This is a genomic window from uncultured Gimesia sp. (assembly GCF_963972345.1).
GTDB lineage: Bacteria > Planctomycetota > Planctomycetia > Planctomycetales > Planctomycetaceae > Gimesia.
Map to the genome: position 1 here is coordinate 1 of NZ_CAXAVM010000159.1, position 16,615 is coordinate 16,615.

The 16,615-nt window shown below is 50.7% G+C and carries 14 protein-coding genes; 7 read left to right on the plus strand and 7 right to left on the minus strand.

From position 1 onward, the window contains the following. The coding region (locus AACZ40_RS21495) for an AarF/UbiB family protein (protein ID WP_339675793.1) at window positions 1-448 on the minus strand (448 nt) is incomplete at its 3' end. Between the two features lie 189 nt (window positions 449-637). Between AACZ40_RS21495 and AACZ40_RS21500 the strand changes: the two genes are divergently transcribed. Both AACZ40_RS21500 and hemL read left to right on the plus strand, forming a co-directional pair. After that, complete coding sequence (locus AACZ40_RS21500) at window positions 638-1,912, plus strand: PQQ-like beta-propeller repeat protein (RefSeq protein ID WP_291169658.1); 1,275 nt, start codon at window positions 638-640, stop codon at window positions 1,910-1,912. A 15-nt stretch (window positions 1,913-1,927) separates the two neighbouring features. Continuing rightward, window positions 1,928-3,223, plus strand: a complete 1,296-nt coding sequence (hemL, locus tag AACZ40_RS21505; RefSeq protein WP_291169656.1) for a glutamate-1-semialdehyde 2,1-aminomutase — start codon at window positions 1,928-1,930, stop codon at window positions 3,221-3,223. A gap of 107 nt (window positions 3,224-3,330) precedes the next feature. Here hemL and AACZ40_RS21510 read toward each other — a convergent pair whose 3' ends face one another. Continuing rightward, window positions 3,331-4,389 (minus strand): M42 family metallopeptidase, encoded by a 1,059-nt coding sequence (locus tag AACZ40_RS21510; RefSeq protein WP_291169653.1) that lies wholly within the window; start codon window positions 4,387-4,389, stop codon window positions 3,331-3,333. A 387-nt stretch (window positions 4,390-4,776) separates the two neighbouring features. Here AACZ40_RS21510 and AACZ40_RS21515 point away from each other — a divergent pair, with 387 nt between their 5' ends. Next, entirely contained in the window at window positions 4,777-5,733 is a 957-nt protein-coding gene (locus AACZ40_RS21515) for an HDOD domain-containing protein (protein ID WP_339675794.1), read from the plus strand. Window positions 5,734-5,756: 23 nt separating this feature from the next. Here the strand turns inward: AACZ40_RS21515 and AACZ40_RS21520 are convergent, their stop codons facing one another. Both AACZ40_RS21520 and AACZ40_RS21525 read right to left on the minus strand, forming a co-directional pair. Beyond that, complete coding sequence (locus tag AACZ40_RS21520; RefSeq protein WP_291169648.1) at window positions 5,757-6,197, minus strand: hypothetical protein; 441 nt, start codon at window positions 6,195-6,197, stop codon at window positions 5,757-5,759. A 523-nt stretch (window positions 6,198-6,720) separates the two neighbouring features. Beyond that, a complete protein-coding gene (locus tag AACZ40_RS21525) occupies window positions 6,721-8,139 on the minus strand; it encodes a sulfatase (protein WP_291169645.1) in 1,419 nt (472 codons plus the stop codon). A gap of 239 nt (window positions 8,140-8,378) precedes the next feature. Between AACZ40_RS21525 and AACZ40_RS21530 the strand changes: the two genes are divergently transcribed. Next, window positions 8,379-9,644, plus strand: a complete 1,266-nt coding sequence (locus AACZ40_RS21530) for an alpha/beta hydrolase (RefSeq protein WP_291169643.1) — start codon at window positions 8,379-8,381, stop codon at window positions 9,642-9,644. Between the two features lie 93 nt (window positions 9,645-9,737). On the opposite strand, the gene AACZ40_RS21535 is transcribed toward AACZ40_RS21530, so the two are convergent. The 3 genes from AACZ40_RS21535 to AACZ40_RS21545 all read right to left on the minus strand — a co-directional run bounded on the left by AACZ40_RS21535 (window position 9,738) and on the right by AACZ40_RS21545 (window position 13,608). Beyond that, the gene (locus tag AACZ40_RS21535; RefSeq protein WP_291169640.1) at window positions 9,738-10,298 is read right to left on the minus strand and encodes a DUF309 domain-containing protein; all 561 of its coding nucleotides are present in this window, start codon (window positions 10,296-10,298) and stop codon (window positions 9,738-9,740) included. Window positions 10,299-10,850: 552 nt separating this feature from the next. After that, complete coding sequence (locus tag AACZ40_RS21540) at window positions 10,851-12,281, minus strand: sulfatase-like hydrolase/transferase (protein ID WP_291169637.1); 1,431 nt, start codon at window positions 12,279-12,281, stop codon at window positions 10,851-10,853. 7 nt (window positions 12,282-12,288) lie between these two features. Then, window positions 12,289-13,608: an Nramp family divalent metal transporter gene (locus AACZ40_RS21545; protein ID WP_291169635.1), complete on the minus strand. Its 1,320-nt coding sequence runs from the start codon at window positions 13,606-13,608 to the stop codon at window positions 12,289-12,291. Between the two features lie 251 nt (window positions 13,609-13,859). On the opposite strand from AACZ40_RS21545, the gene AACZ40_RS21550 reads away from it, so the two are divergent. The 3 genes from AACZ40_RS21550 to AACZ40_RS21560 all read left to right on the plus strand — a co-directional run. Continuing rightward, window positions 13,860-15,341, plus strand: coding sequence for a sulfatase (locus AACZ40_RS21550; protein WP_291169632.1), 1,482 nt, complete (start codon window positions 13,860-13,862; stop codon window positions 15,339-15,341). 54 nt (window positions 15,342-15,395) lie between these two features. Then, entirely contained in the window at window positions 15,396-15,725 is a 330-nt protein-coding gene (locus tag AACZ40_RS21555; protein ID WP_291169629.1) for a rhodanese-like domain-containing protein, read from the plus strand. A gap of 89 nt (window positions 15,726-15,814) precedes the next feature. Next, the coding region (locus AACZ40_RS21560; protein WP_339675799.1) for a lactonase family protein at window positions 15,815-16,615 on the plus strand (801 nt) is incomplete at its 3' end.

The following is a 16,615-nucleotide window of genomic DNA, read 5'->3' on the forward strand; positions in this document are numbered from 1 at the left end:
GGTGACGCGCCCGATGCACCTGCCCCAATGAGCCGGCGGCCAGGGGCTGGGGATCAAACTCAGCAAACAGCTCGCTGATGGGAGCTTCCAGTTCGCGTTCCACAATGGCCATCGCAATTTCACCGGGAAACGAAGGAACCCGCTCCTGAAGCTTTGAGAGCTCTCGAATGACATCGCGGGGTACCAGGTCGGGGCGGGTGCTGACCACCTGGCCAAACTTGATAAACGTCACTCCCAGGCTTTCCAGGGCCAGCCTGATGCGTTTCGCGCGAGTGAGTTTGATCTCGGGTTCTGTACGCTTCCAGAACATCAGCCGACGTCCCCAGCGGAGATAACGCCTTAACCCCAGTTGATCGACCAGGTCATCAAAACCATAGTTCATCAGGACAGTGACAATTTCGCGACTTCGACGTAGGTTTCTGATTAATCGAAATGGATTTGAGTCCAAGGTCTTCTCCTGCAAAGCAAACGATCTCACGAAAATCCTCTTCGGGAAGTGCGGTGCCGCCCTGGTTCGGTTTCACTTTTTATCTTACCAGACTATAACAGACGTTCCTATGCAGCCAAGCCCCGATCCTGTTAAAATGGGATTCGATCAAATCATATTCTGTTTCAAATGGAAGGCGGAGCCCGACATATGCGAATCATTCAATTGAGCCTGCTGATCCTCGTTTGCCTGAGTGTTCCCTGCCGCGGTGGTGACTGGCCTCAAATTATGGGTCCTTATCGAAATGGTCATGCTGCCGCCGGCGAAGCTTTGGCTGCAGAGTGGCCTGCCGGCGGTCCCCCCTTGAAATGGCAGCGACCTGTCGGAAGCGGCTTTGCCGGACTCGCGATCTCCCGGAATGTGGCAATTTTATTTCATCGAATTGAAGATGAAGAAATTGTCGAAGCACTTCGCGCCGATACCGGGGAGGTCCTCTGGAAACATTCGTCTCCCGTCAGCTACAAGGGGACTTTTAACCCGAACGATGGCCCCATTGCCGTCCCCTTGATTGATAAAGACCGCGTGTATGTCTTTGGGATTGCCGGGCACCTGCAATGCCTGGACTTCAAAACGGGGAAACAGATCTGGTCACGTCAGACCCACCAGGACTTTCAGGTAGGAGAAGGGTATTTTGGAGTCGGCAGTACCCCCCTTATTATCGAAGACAAACTGCTGGTGAATGTAGGAGGCAAACGTCAGAATGCCGGCATTGTCGCATTTTCACTGGACGAGGGCAGAACGCTCTGGAAGTCAATGCCTGATGATGCCAGCTACTCTTCACCTGTCTCCGGCTTTTTTAATGGCCGTTTCTATGCCTTGTTTATCACTCGTCAGCACCTGGTCGGCGTCGACCCGGAAAACGGGAATATTCTGTTTCAATTCCCTTTTGGTAAGCGGGGCCCTACTGTAAACGGGGCGAACCCGGTTCAGGTTGGCAGACATGTGTTTGCCACCGCCAGCTATGGAGTCGGTGGATTCTGGGGACTCGTAGGAGGCAACAGCACTACCGAGATCTGGCGGAGTGAAAAGCCCATGTCCAGTCAGTACACAACACCGATCGAATACGATGGAGCCCTCATTGGCATTGACGGTCGACAGGATGTTGGTCCTGCGCGGCTGATCTGTTTTGATCCGAAATCGCAGAAAGTGCTCTGGTCCAAAGAAAACTTCGGATATGCCACCCTGCTGGAAGCAGACAACAAACTTCTGATTCTGAAAACAGATGGCACACTCGTCATGGCGACCGGCTCGAAAGAAAAATACCAGGAACTGGGGCGCGCACAGGTTTTGAATTCGACGACCCGGGCGCTGCCTGCACTATCAAATGGCCTGTTGTTCGTCCGGGATACCAAAACCCTCAAATGCCTCGAACTCAATAAGCCAGGCCAGTCTCCTGCCACTCCAGATAACTCGAACTCAAATTAAGGATTTCTCATACAGATGTCAGTCAGTCAACGTACCAAGAGTGAAGAACAGTTTGCCCGCGCCCTGAAAGTTATTCCGGGGGGCGTCAACAGTCCCGCACGCGCTTTTGGAGCAGTCGGAGGACACCCGGTGATGATCGATCGGGGCGAAGGTCAGTACCTGTACGACATTGATGGTAACCGCTATATCGATCTGGTGGGGTCCTGGGGACCACACATTCTGGGACACCTGCATCCCCGGGTGATGCCCCGGATAGAAGCCGCCCTGAAGAAAGGCACCAGCTTTGGTGCTCCGACTTTAGTAGAAACGGAACTGGCTGAACTCGTTGCAGAACTGGTTCCCTGTGTGGAAAAAGTGCGGATGGTGAATTCCGGTACGGAAGCAGGCATGAGCGTGATTCGCCTGGCTCGTGGGTACACGAGACGCGATAAAATCATCAAATTTGCAGGCTGCTATCACGGTCATGTCGACAGCCTGCTGGTTCAGGCAGGCAGTGGCGCGCTGACCCTGGGAACGCCTTCCAGCCCGGGTGTACCGCAAGGCTGCACCGCCGACACACTGGTCCTGGAATACAACGATATTGAACAGCTAAAAGAGACCTTTGCGCAATTGGGCGATCAGATCGCTGCAGTCATTCTGGAACCGGTAGTGGGGAACATGGGAGTGGTACTGCCCGAACCCGGCTTTTTGGAAACAGTGCGTGAAGTCTGTTCCCAACATGGATCCGTCTTCATCATGGATGAAGTGATGACGGGCTTCCGCGTTGCCCTGGGTGGTGCGCAACAACGTTTTAATATCATGCCGGACATCTGCATGCTGGGGAAAGTGATCGGCGGTGGTATGCCCGTTGGCGCCTATGGAGGCAAAGCGGAAATTATGGATGTCATTTCCCCCGTGGGCAACGTGTACCAGGCGGGAACCCTCTCCGGGAACCCGATCGCAATGGCATCCGGACTTGCCACACTGGAATGCCTGCGGGAAAGCAATCCGTATGCAGAACTGGAAGCAAAAACCAGCCGTTTAACTCAGGGCTTGCGTGCCGCGGCTGCCAAAGCAGATCTGCCTCACACGCTCGCGGAATGCGGTTCCATGTTTACCCTGTTTTTCAACCCGGAAAAAGTCACCAGCTATGCCATCTCGGCTAAAAATGATGCGGCACGTTTTGGTCGCTATTTCCAGGGTATGCTGGATCGAGGTGTTTATCTGCCTTGCAGCCAGTTTGAAGCCAACTTCACTTCTGTCATGCTGACCGATGAAGATATTGCGCACATCATTCAGGCAGCAGAAGAAGTCTTACAGGACATTGGCTGATTAACGGGGCAAAGACTGAAGCGCATTACATTTAATCATAGCGTCTCTCCATTGATGAAACCCGGTCCCATCAGTATGGGAGACGCTGCGATAAAACGGGACACCGTCTAAGGCGTAAAATCTGTCTGATCGTTGATGGCCAGACAGAACTCCGCCAGCAGACGGGCCGCTTGTTCCAGATCGTCCAATGAGACGACTTCCACCGGACTGTGCATATACCGGTTGGGGATTGCCACAATTCCCGTCGCCATGCCCCCCTGGTTTAACTGCATCGCATTGGCATCATTTCCGGCAGGTCGTGAGATTCCATTGATCTGACAGTCGATTTTGAATTCACTCGCCAGTGAAGTTAACGAGGAGAATACCACCGGGTTCACGTTCGGACCTCGATAGACAACCGGTCCGCCTCCCAGTTTGATATCGCCATTTTCCTGCTTGCTTACAGCGGGACAATCCGTTGCGTGGGTGACATCAACGGCAATCCCCACTTCCGGCTGGATGGAATAAGCACTCGTCTTCGCACCACGGAGTCCGATTTCTTCCTGAACCGTGGAAACGGAGAAGACCCCGACACCGGGTGATTTCTGACTGACCTGACGCAGGGCTTCCATGACAACCCAGACGCCCACCCGATTGTCCATTCCGGGAGCAGACGCCAGATTATTCAACATCGGCCGATATCCCAATTCGAAGGTTACCGGATCACCAATGGCGACCAGCTTGCGGGCTTCTTCGCCATTTTTTGCTCCGATGTCGATCCAGAGATCCTTGATTTCGGGAACGGTTTTACGTTCATCCGGTGTCAGCAGGTGGATGGCCTTGCGAGCGATCACCCCATGAACGGGACCTGAAGACGTATGGACCTGCATATTCTGGCCCAGCAACATCTGAATATCCCAGCCACCAATCAGATTCGCCCAGAGGTAACCTTCGTCATCAATGTATTGCACGAGCAGACCGATCTGGTCACAGTGACCGGCGAACATCACCCTGCGTTCCGCTTTTGGATTCACGGCGGCAATCACATTCCCGTGCAGGTCTGTAGTGACTTCATCAGCGAATTCACGCGCGAACTCACGCACGACATCCTGAATCGGACCTTCATAGCCCGAAGGAGCGGGAGAGTGCAGCAGTTTTTTTAAGAAATCCAATGATGAAGCATCCATGAATCTGATCCTGACTGGTTGAGGGTTTTGCCTGCAATGCGAACGGGCACTTTGAAACGCAGTTTCAGCGCCTGTCCCTGAACGTCCAATTGTAAGTAGCTGTATTCTAGTAACTTAAGGATTTAATTCAATGTGTGATTCAACACTGCTTTGGAGCGAATTTATCCGCCGGAAATACAATTTTCCCGCAGTAGAAAATCAACAAAAAGTCCCCGTCCTCCGGAATTCTTTAAGCTAGACTTTCGATACCATGCGAGCCGACCTGCCACTCCTCATTTGAAGACTTTCGACAGTCGATGCAGAGTACTCGCATTACAAAATGAATTAGATACAAACATCAAGCTACTGCTGAAGTAGTGTAATTCGCAGAAATTGACAAGGATACAAATGACGGACTGGACAAGGTTACGTAAAAAGCTGATCGGAGAAGGAAAAAAAAGTCCACTGCCGCCAGAAATCAAACTTCCGATGCTGCCTAAGGCGGTGATGGAGTTCTCCCGGAAGGCAGAAGATCCTGATACAACGCCAAAAGAACTCAGTAAAATCATCGAAACCGATGCCGGAATTTCGTGCGAGCTGTTACGAATGGTCAATTCCAGCGCACTGGGTTTGAGACGAAAAGTCTCTACTATCCAGCAGACCATTACCCTGCTGGGCATCCGCTCCACAAAGCTCTTTCTGGTCACAACCGGATTGAAACAGGCGATGTCGACGTCTGACTCGAAACTGATTAATCTGCCAAACTTCTGGAGCACCAATCTCGAACGGGCATTGATGGCTCGTGAAATGGCCTTGCTGATGAAGGTGGATCCTGATGTGGCATTTTCAGCAGCCATGCTTCAGGATTTTCTGCTTCCCATCCTCTCACGCGAACGATTTGATCATTATCTGCAGTTTACGATCAGCCAGGACAGTTCTCCCTGTCTTCTCAGTGATTATGAATGCGAGCACTTCAGGTGGAATCATTGTGAAGCGGCTGCGCACGTCATGCTGGACTGGTCATTTCCTGATGATTTGATCTGTTCGGTCTATCTGCATCATGAGGGATTGAAAATGCTGACCGATGATGAATTGGGGCAGACCCCGGCAACGGCAGTCGCAGTGGCGTCACTGATACCAGATCCACTCAGACAGAACCCGGAGGGGCTCCAGCAGCTGTTAACTTTGAATGAAGCGTGGCCGGAATTTAAGCTGTTCGAACTGGCCGAGAAGATTGACCAGGAACTGAGAGCAGAATCGACGGCGGCAGCGAACTATCTTTCCCTGAAAAACCGTCTGGAGAAATACGCTGTGCTACTTGAAGAACATTCGGCTGAGGAAGTCTGTTCTTACGATTGGGTATGATGCCGGGAACGAGCCTTTTCCCTTCAGGAAACGGTCGTGGAATAATCGCTGGACTGCTTCAGGCTCTTTTCCCACTTTTCTTTTTCTGACCTGACCTGCTCTTCGGTAGGGCTCTGTTGAGCGGCAGCGGTATCGCTTTTCAAAAGATAACGACCATCTTCAGTGTGTATGCAGAACTGTTTGAACCACAGCATACTGGCTACATTAGGCTGCGGACTGTATAAGGTCACCGCGATCCCTTTTTCATAGAGGTCATACAGCATACCGAAAAATCCACTCGGAATGTATTTGACCGATGACAGTTCAACGCCGATTGACTTACATCCTTCCTGATCTACCAGGCGTGTCAACGTTTCGCGCAGCAAGGCCAGATCAGCTCCGTCCCAGATTTCCATGGTTCCGAAATCCAGTACGGTCACTCCTTCACGCTCGTAGACACTCATTCGATCGCGTTTTGATGCCATGCCGTTGTTCTCACTTTCTGCTTGTTCTTCTTGTGGAATATCAAAGCTGCTGAACAGTGAACTGTTAAGAAGATTGAATAGACGCAAAGCGCGGGCCATTGTTGCCCTGATTCGTTCAGTTGTGTTTCAAAAAGCAGGTAAACCGCTATATAATTGAGACTTAAGAAATGCCAGCCGTTTTCAGATTCACTAATTCTTCATATGAGTTGTTGTATTTTTTCTACACCAGAACAACATCAGGTGTAAAAAGACATCACAATTTGTTTGAATTCGAAAACAGGCCGCGGCAGCAGCACTTTCCAAACTGTTGCAATATCTAACCTTCTCTACGAACTGCAGAGCACGAATGTTGGATTTTGGCAACAAGATCTCGGTTTCTACCACGACGTTCAAGTCGGAAAAACCTGACAGGCAAAAGTAGAGTTACTGAACGATGCCGTTTGCAAACAGGCAATGACGCGAAACACGCGGAGCGACAGCTGGATTAAAAGCTCATCGAATCCTGGAGAGAACCCGCTGTCTGCTATTTGAAATTCCGGATCGAGGGGGGAATTTCAGCCTGCATTCCCTCAAACAGTTTCATCAGCCGCACGACGACTTCAGGATGCTGGCTGGCGACATTGTGTTGCTCTGCGGGATCCTCCTGCAAATTGAACAACATCATGGGCACGGGTTTGGCGCCAGTAAGCAGGCCGGGTTGCTGGTCTGGCATCGCCTGCTCATACGGGGCAATGATGGTCACTCCATCCGGCCCGCGCGGGTCAATCCAGTCTTTACCTTTACCGGCGAGTACCTGTCGGGGAGATGGTTTCACATGCAGCTTCCAGGGACCGCTGCGAACGGTAAACAGCGAATTCCCCTTCATCGAATACAGAGCCTGATGAGGTGTCGGTGCCTGCTCTGTCAAGACGGGGAACAGGTCTTTGCCATCAATGACCCGGTCAGCGGGCACAGGAATCCCTGCCTGTTTCAGAATCGTGGGAAAGACATCAATCGAACCACAGACGGTATCAATCACCTGCCCTGGTGGAATTTTTCCGGGCCAGCGGGCAATCATCGGGACGCGCAAGCCCCCTTCCCAACTGGTTGACTTCATCCCGGAAAGACCCGCGGTATTGCCTCCAAACCAGGGACCGTTATCAGACGCAAAGATCACCAGCGTGTTCCTGTCCAGATTCAGCTCATCAAGTGTCTTGAAGATTTGACCAACGCTCCAGTCCAGTTCTGCAATCACATCACCATACAAACCGGCTCCACTCTGTTTGTAGAACGCTTCCGAAGCAGCCAGTGGCTTGTGAGGCATCGCATGAGGCAGGTACAGGAAAAACGGACGTTCCTGATTCTCATTGATAAATTTAACGGCTCGTTCCGTATAGCGTTTCGTCAGGTTTGCCTGGATGACCGGATACTCCAGCAGCTTTTCTCCCTGCATCAGATTCACAGGTCGCATGTCATTGGAATAGAGAATTCCCAGGTAATCATCAAAGCCATGCCGTGTTGGGAAATATTCCGGATCGTGTCCCAGATGCCATTTGCCGATGCAGATCGTCGCATAGCCATTCGCTTTGAGCAGTTCACTCAACAGCAGTTCGCTCTCGGCAATCCCGACCCCGTTGCGAAACTGTTTTCCATCCGGTGAAGGGTTATACCAGACGCCATGGCGCCAGGGGTAGCGGCCTGTTAAGAGGGTCGCACGTGAAGGGGCACAATAAGGAACCGGTACATTGAACTGAGTTAATCGGGCGCCTTCTGCAGCCATCCGATTGAGATGCGGGGTTTTAAAACGGGGATGACCATAACACTCCAGATCACCATATCCCAGATCGTCGGCGAAGATCACGATGAAATTCGGTTTGGCTTTTATTTCACTGGCCGACAATGTCTGTAGCAGACAGAAGAATACAAATACGAAACCGACTACAATTCGATGAGCGCTTTTCACGAGGAATTCCTGTCAAACGGGTTCACAATGCGAACAACTGGTAGAGCATAAGAGCTGGCGATTCACACTCTTTCAGCATACCAGACCGCATAACTCATGGCAAATAATGATGTTAAGCTAAAAACAGCTTCCAATACACAGTGGAATCTCACCTTGAGCCATCCAGCCAGATGGATTACTTTTCGCATCTGAATTGACTCCTATTCAACTGAAACCGCTTCAATCTGCAAGGATGCACGATGAACGCCGCCAAATTCTTTTTCACTCTGGCGATTGCCGGAGTCACGCTGACAGGATGTAGTAGTGGCGCGAAAGATTCCAAACACGCGCCCCGGGAATCGCAAACGCCGCAAATGTCAGAACAGCCGATGCCGGCTTCAGCGGAACCAGGTGCCGGGGAAAATGCAGAAAAAAAAGAAAAGCATGAGACGGTTCGAGTCTTTTATGGCACCGACCGAAATCTGACCGGTTCGCCCCATCCTGGACAGTTTTATGGAACCCGACGAGCGAGCCTGTCATTGGGTTTCTGTGATGTCAGTATCCCGAAAAATCACGAAGCCGGTAAACTCGAATCACCCAAAATCTGGAAACTGGAATTCCGGGAAAATCCTGACAATCATGTCGTGTTGAAATCAGTTGAGCCCGCCTCCGGTTCAGATTTTCTGGCACAGTTGCGACAAACCATTGAAAAATCGGTGGAAGTCGAAGAGACCTCCAGCGGTCTGGTCAGGGTTGGCGGGGAAGCATTTATCTTTGTGCACGGCTTCAATAACTCGTTTGAAGATGCAGCGCGTCGCACTGCCCAGATCGCGTATGACCTGAAATTCAAAGGAGCGCCCTTGATGTATAGCTGGCCTTCCCAGGAGAAAGGTTCCATCTGGGCTTATAAGGAAGATGGCCGCACGGCGCAGTGGTGTGAAGAAAACGTAACCCTGTTCATAGAAGCGATTGCGCGGGAATCAGGCGCCCGGAAGATACACCTCATCGCACACAGCATGGGAAACCGCGTTTTATCAAGGGCATTGAAGAATATTTCACAGAAGCTGATCCTCACCGGGGAACCAGAGCCCCTGTTTAATGAAGTGATTTTGACGGCACCTGACATTGATGCGCAGGTATTCAAAGAATCGATCGCCCCGCATATTATCCAGACCGCAGAGCGTTTCACGATATATTCCTCTTCAGAAGACCTGGCCCTGAAAGCCTCGCGGGTCGTAAATTCGTTCTGGCACCAGAGGCTGGGCGAGGGAGGCTCTTATTTAACCGTGTTCCCCGAATATCAGCAAATCAATGTGGTCGATGCATCAGAGATCGATACCAACCTGTTTGCGCTGGGGCACTCGTATCATGCTGACAGTAATACCGTGCTGTCCGATGTGAAACTCGTTTTCCAGGGAATCCCCGCGAACCAACGGGATTTGAAATCGCTGCTGGAAAATCTCGCCTGGGAATTTCAGAATAACCGCAGCCTGGTGAGACGGACAATTCGCGGAACATTTCGCTGAACCACATGCCTGGATACTCCAGAAGTAAAAAGAAAAAAAGAGCACAAAAATGTGCTCTTTGAATGAATTCTGAAATCACGATTCAGTGGTTGATTATCCCAGCGGGAAGGGTTCCGGCTCCAGCAGGAACGGGAAGACGCGAATGGGCTCACCCATGGTCAGATCGTCCGGATAACGCAACTGTGCAGCACGGTCCGCGGCAAACTGCAGCTTGGTCAGTTCCAGCCCGCAATAGTGATCTGCGTTTGACTCTGCTGCGACATCCGCGAAGACTTCTCCAGCAGAAGCAGCATGTCGACGCACGCCATGAATACTGCCTTCACGGACCTTGATGCCCGCTGCGGAAAGTTTCACCAGACCTTTAAGGAAACGACCGGGAATCGAATCAGGACCACAGACCCGCAACAGACGCTCCCATTCATCATGGGCTTCCCAATAAAAACCCAGATTGAAATAGTCAATCGCGTTCAGATAATTCCGATGCTCCACCCAGTTATCTTCTGTCAATGCCTTGGGTGGTTTCGGCTTATTCCCATAACTGTGTCCCTTGGGATCTCGATAGGGATGGGGTAAGCTTTTACCCGGCACAAAAGTATAGTCAGGCAGACGGGACGAAGGTAATAAACGCACAACATCAGCAACAGGATAAACCATCCTTTAGAATCTCCAATTTCTCTTTAGTTTAGCTTAGGCCTACAGCTACTGAGGCCAGATACATTCTAGATTGAACTTGTGTGGCGGGTACTGACTGAATTCGTGTCGCAGGCTTTGCAGACAAAAAGTCGGCACCTAACCTATTTATATTTAAAGGCTTCCGCAACGAGAGCGCGAAAACCTTTCACATTTGGGCTCCGCCCCTGTTCCAATCGGGCTCGGTCGCAATCGGCTCAAAATACTGCATGCTCAATACAGCCTTGAGCGAAAGGGGTAGGAAACTGAAAATCGAGCTCTGAAAGCTTATTTTCAAGCTTTATCCCCCCATCATATACAAGCTTTTTCGAACATAAAGAGCAGATTTTGCAAATTGACGCAAATTCCGGGATTTCACGCTCGTCTCGGTCTGATCAGGCGGAATAGTCGACAGAACTGTGCCTTCGAGGCTCAATCGCAGGGCAGGATCCCCTCTACCTGCTTCACTCAAGGCCTGTTAACGAAACATTAGAACAGATCTCTATGCCTGAATCTGCTGGGGCGTGCGGTAGAATTTTACTGCCCCTTGTCTGAGGAACCGGACTTTTTCAGCAATTCTTCCTGAGCGCGAATTCTTCGGGCTGAGATGCTGCGAAACTCCCAGGGAAGCTTTGCATTCTCCGGCAGCGAGTCGAGGACACTCTTCAGCTGAGCATACGATTTCAGGCTGGTGTTTTCGTTTTTCAACCGGTCGGTCTGGGAGAGATTATGTTGTTCCAGCGGGTCCTCGGAGAGATCATAAAACTCTCCCGTTGAATAGAGTTTGAATCGCTCATCTCTGATCACACGCTGCTGATAATACTGTGTCAGACACCACGAGCGCCACGGCTCATTGCGGGGCTGATTCAGAATCTGTGGTGCAAACGATTTCCCGTCAATCGTCACCCCGTTGGGAAGCGGTGCGTTTGCCAGATCAGCCAGCGTAGGCAGAACATCTGCGATATCAATCAGATCATCACTGATCCGCTCACTCCCCACCAGTGCGGGACAATTGACGATCAATGGCATATTGATTCCCTGTTCCTTGAGAGAATAAATGCCTTCAGCAGAAATACGACCGTTAATCCGCCCTCCCAGACTCTGTTCGGCATTCTGATCGGTTCCGTTATCCGTTCCATTATCGGGAACGATGAACAGAATCGTATTGTCCCGAATCCCCAGTTCATCCATCGCTTTGACCAGTCTCCCGATCAGAAAATCGGAGTAGTTCAACATCCCCGCAAATTTTTCCCGCGGCGTTAAATCTTTCCCGATATTATGCGGAGTATGCACGACCGGAATGTGAGTCAAGATTGCTGAGTAGTATGCACAGAAAGGTTTATCCCGATGTGTTTTCATATAATCAATGAGATAGTCCATAAAAATATCAGGCCCGAACTTACCCTTTGTTTCCAGCCGTTCACCATTCTGGATCACATACGGATCCCAGTAGCGCTGCTTATGAGCCGGGTGCCCCTTCTTGCCTTCCGGGAAGAGACAGTATTCTTCAAACCCGTGCTCCCTGATCGCATCTTTCTGCGCAGGATCAAACAGATCATTAATCTGCCATTTCCCCGAGATACACGTACTGTAACCAGCGTCTCTCAGGATTCGGGCAAAGCAGATCTCGCGATTCCAGTCAAAATATCCGCCGCCATAAATGGCCGGATCATGGTGCGTATGCCAGCCGGAACGAAAGGGATAGCGCCCGGTGAGCAGCATATGCCTGGTGGTACTGCAGACAGGCGTGACATAGCAGTTACGAAACCGCAGTCCCGTGTAAGCCAGGTGATCAATGTTCGGCGTCTGATTCTCCTGACTTCCGTAACAGCGAAACCAGTCTTTACCGACATTGTCGAGCAGGATAAATATGATATTGGGTCGAATGTCCTTTTTTTCTTCCGCCTGCGCAGGCAGACAGCTAAAAAAGATAACACAAACACAGACAGTCTGGATCAGGCGTTTCATAAGATTTTCAACTTAGCTTCTGGAGTACCAGGTTCTTTTCAGGTTGGGGTAATATTTCGACTGCAGCAGATTCAGAGCGCATACTGTTGATCTGAGGAATGACTTTCTCTGTCGCGATATACCAGGCCATGCCCAGCAGCAGAACAAATCCGATCCCCGCAAACAGATTCAGTATCGGCCCGTTTCGATGTTCCCCCATGATTTTTTTACTGCTGGTCAATAACAGCAGGGCACCTGCCGCCAGGGGAGCAGCAACAACGGTTACCGCCTGAGCAGCCACTATCGCAGCAACCGGTTTGGTTCCTGATTCAATGACATACATCGCGACAAACATCCCGGTCAACAATACAGCTGCTGTCAGAATACGCGTCGATTTATCCTGAGGTGTTCCACCCAGCCCCAGGCTGTCGGACAGAATAAATCCGCCAATCATCGAATTCACAATAAAGGAAGAGTAAGCGGCTGAGAACAGTCCAATACAGAACAGAATCTGCCCCTTATCTCCAAACAGAGGCTGTAATGCGTTTCCGACATCGGCGACACTGGTCAGAGTCATGCCGCGCAAAACAGCAGCTGCAGTAGACATGATCATAATCGTAATCAAAGCCATGATGCTGGCGCTGATACAGGCGTCGATCCGACCATCTTTAAGGTCTTTGATCTTCCAGCCTTTGAATCGTGCCAGGTAAGACTGATAGAAAGCAGCCGTAATCACAAACGTGGTTCCAATCAGCCCCAGCAGGGAAATGTCTGTAATCGACTCCAGCCCCGCTCCATCGGAACCGGGAATCACACCCTGTGCCATTTCTGCCAGATCCGGTTTCGCAAAAAACAGATTGATGGCAAACGATGCCAGCATCACAGCCACGAAGACAGACATCAGTCGTTCGACCAGCTTATACAGGTTTTTAAACCCGAACAGAAACGCGATCGAAATTGCATTGAAGATTACGATTCCATATTTGAAATCGGTATAATTTTCCAGAGCCGAATGCACTCCGAGATTGTTCCCAAACTGATAGGCGGCTGAAATGAAAAACACGCCGCAGCCAATCAGTACGGTCAACGGACGACCTACCATCTGCGCCAGCAGCGTACATGTGGATTCAGTCGTCACGGTACCGAGCCTGGCCCCCAGTGAAGTATAGACCAGCATGAAGACCACAGAAACAAGCACAACCCAGATCATGCTGTAACCATCTTTGGCTCCCAGATTGGAACTGGTCAAAATACTGCCAGGGCCAATCACAACGCAGGCGGTTACCAGTCCGGGACCAATCCGCTGCCACCAGTGTAGCTTGCCACTCGCTGCTTGTTCTTCTGTCACGTTTCCGGGTATCCTCATGATGTAAGTTTTATCTGCGGGACACAAAGCATCAGTTATTCATTATGCGAAACCTGTCCCGTTACACAATCCATTTCAGACTCTGTCCGGTTTTATTTTGAAAACAGTCGGTGTACCATTTACTATGAAACAGAAGAATGACCGGAAAGTAAGTTTTGATCTCCCCTGTGCTCACCACCTGCATGACGCGGTTTTAAACTTCAAGTCACCAAAGACAAAATAAGGATGCTGCAGTGAAACAATTGATTACATTACTCTGCCTGGCTGGACTGTTTTCCACCCTCACACTGCAATCCGCGTCTGCCGCTCCGCAACAGAAGAAGCCGAACTTCATTGTCATCTTTTGCGATAACCTGGGCTATGGTGATATTGAACCCTTTGGTTCGGCAGTGAATCGCACACCTTGTCTCAATCGCATGGCAAGAGAAGGGCGCAAGTTTACTCATTACTGTGTGACGGCGGGTGTCTGTACTCCCTCGCGTGCCTCAATTATGACAGGCTGTTATTCCCAACGGGTCGGCATGCACTGGAACCCTCGTGACGGCCAGGTGCTGCGTCCCATTTCCCCTTACGGATTAAACCCGGAAGAAATCACGGTCGCCGAACTTCTGAAAAAGCAGGGTTACAAAACAGGCATGATCGGGAAATGGCACCTGGGAGACCAGCCACCTTTTCTCCCCACCAAACAGGGCTTCGACTACTTTTACGGAATCCCCTATAGCGATGATATGACCCAGGCAGTGGGACAGCGGCTGGGGGATCGACTGGATGGTAAAAACTGGCCTCCCCTGCCCGTCATGTTGAATGACACGGTGATCGAAGCAGGCGTCGACAGAAATTTATTAACCAAAGACTATACCGAGAAAGCGGTCGAATTTATCGAGAAGAATCAAGACCAGCCTTTCTTCCTCTACTTTCCCCAGGCCATGCCCGGCAGTACCAGTAAGCCTTTCGCCAGTGAAGCCTTCCGGGGAAAAAGTAAAAACGGTCCCTGGGGAGACAGCATTGAAGAACTGGACTGGTCTACTGGAGAAATCCTGGACAAGCTGGTCGAGTTGGGTATCGATCAGAATACTCTGGTGATCTGGACTTCAGATAACGGCTCTCCCATGGCCAGAGATATGAACAGTACAGAGCGAGGCACAAATAAACCGTTGAATGGCCGAGGCTACACGACTGCAGAAGGAGCATTCCGTGTCCCCACCATCATGTGGTGGCCTGAAACAGTGCCTGCAGGCACCGTCTGTGATGAACTGGCAACCACGATGGATCTGCTGCCCACGTTTACCTTACTCGCCGGTGGCAAAGTCCCCACCGATCGGATCATCGACGGCCATGATATTCGCCCCCTGATCGAAGGTGAAGCGGATGCAAAAACTCCCTACAACGCCTTCTACTATTATGCGATGGAACAATTGCAGGCAGTACGCAAAGGGCCTTGGAAATTATTCGTGCCTCTGAAAGAATTCAGCCGCCATCCGCACTTCAAAAAAGGGGAAGGCTCTCAACCACTGTTGTTTAATGTTGTCACCGATATCAGCTCGGAACACAATGTGGCCGATCAGCATCCTGAAATCGTAAAAGAGTTGATGTCACTCGCTGAAAAAGCCCGTGCGGACCTGGGGGATACCAATCAGCCGGGAGCCAACCAGCGACCGGCTGCCAAAGTAGATCATCCCGTTCCGCCGACCCTGCAAACAACGTCAACCAGGTAAACCAATGCCTGCACACCATCCCCCTGCGAACTTTAACTGGAAACTGAGAAGCAGATGCACTCCCTGGAAACTGACTGCCAGACAGTCAAACAGAAACTCGACTCCGATCATCCCTTCCTGCTGCTTGACTGTCGCGAACAGGATGAACATACCCTGGTCAATATTCCTGAAGCGCGTCTGCTGCCGATGAGCGAAATCCAGAATCGCATCGCAGAACTGGATGACCAGCGCGAGGCAGAAATCATCGTTTACTGTCATCATGGCATGCGCAGTCTGCAGGTAGCAACTTGGCTGCAGCAGCAGGGATTTACGAATGTCAAAAGCATGCAGGGCGGAATCGATGCCTGGTCCTGCGAAATAGACAATACAAAACAGCGCTATTAGGCCATTGTCTGGTAGCAGCAATATCTGCCTGATATAATTTGCGACACCACTGATTGATCCACCATAGTCCACCTGCCCGGGAGTACCACATGTCTTACGAACAAGTTTTTTTTCTGTTTCCCCTGGTGGCGGGAATTGCCTTCAGTAATGTGACTGCAACTGCCGCTGAAGAGCCCCTGATATTTATCTCTGCGTTTGCTCCTGGTGAAAAGGGAGCCATTCATGCTTATAAAATGAACCCGCAGACCGGCGAACTCAAACTTGTAGAACGCACTCCCGATGTGGAACATCCTTTTTTTCTGGCGGTTTCTCCCGATAACAAATTTCTGTATTCCATTCATGCTCCAGGAAAATTCAGTGGGAAAGACAATGAATTTGTTTCCGCTTTCGCACTGGAAGGACGTACCGGGAAACTCAAGCTGCTCAACCGCCAGTCCTCTCAGGGAACGGCTTCCTGTTACCTTGATATCGACAAATCCGGCAAGTCAGTCGTGGTTGCCAATTACACCACAGGCAGTGTTGCCTGTTTACCAGTGAAAGCGGATGGCTCTCTCGGCGAAGCGGAAACATTCATCCAACACACCGGCTCCAGTGTCAATCCACAGCGTCAGAAAGAACCACATGCACACTGCAGTGTAATCAGTCCCGACCAGAAATTTGTATTCGCTGCGGATCTGGGACTCGATAAAATCCTGGCTTATCGGCTTAACCCCGAAACAGCTGAGTTGACTCCAGCCGCTCAACCATTTGTGCGAACGATCCCCGGTGCGGGTCCCCGGCATCTGACATTTCACCCAGATGGAAAGCAGATGTATGTGATCAACGAATTGAAAAATTCGATCACGGAATTTGATTACAATCCCGAATCGGGCATGCTGATCGAAGGCCAG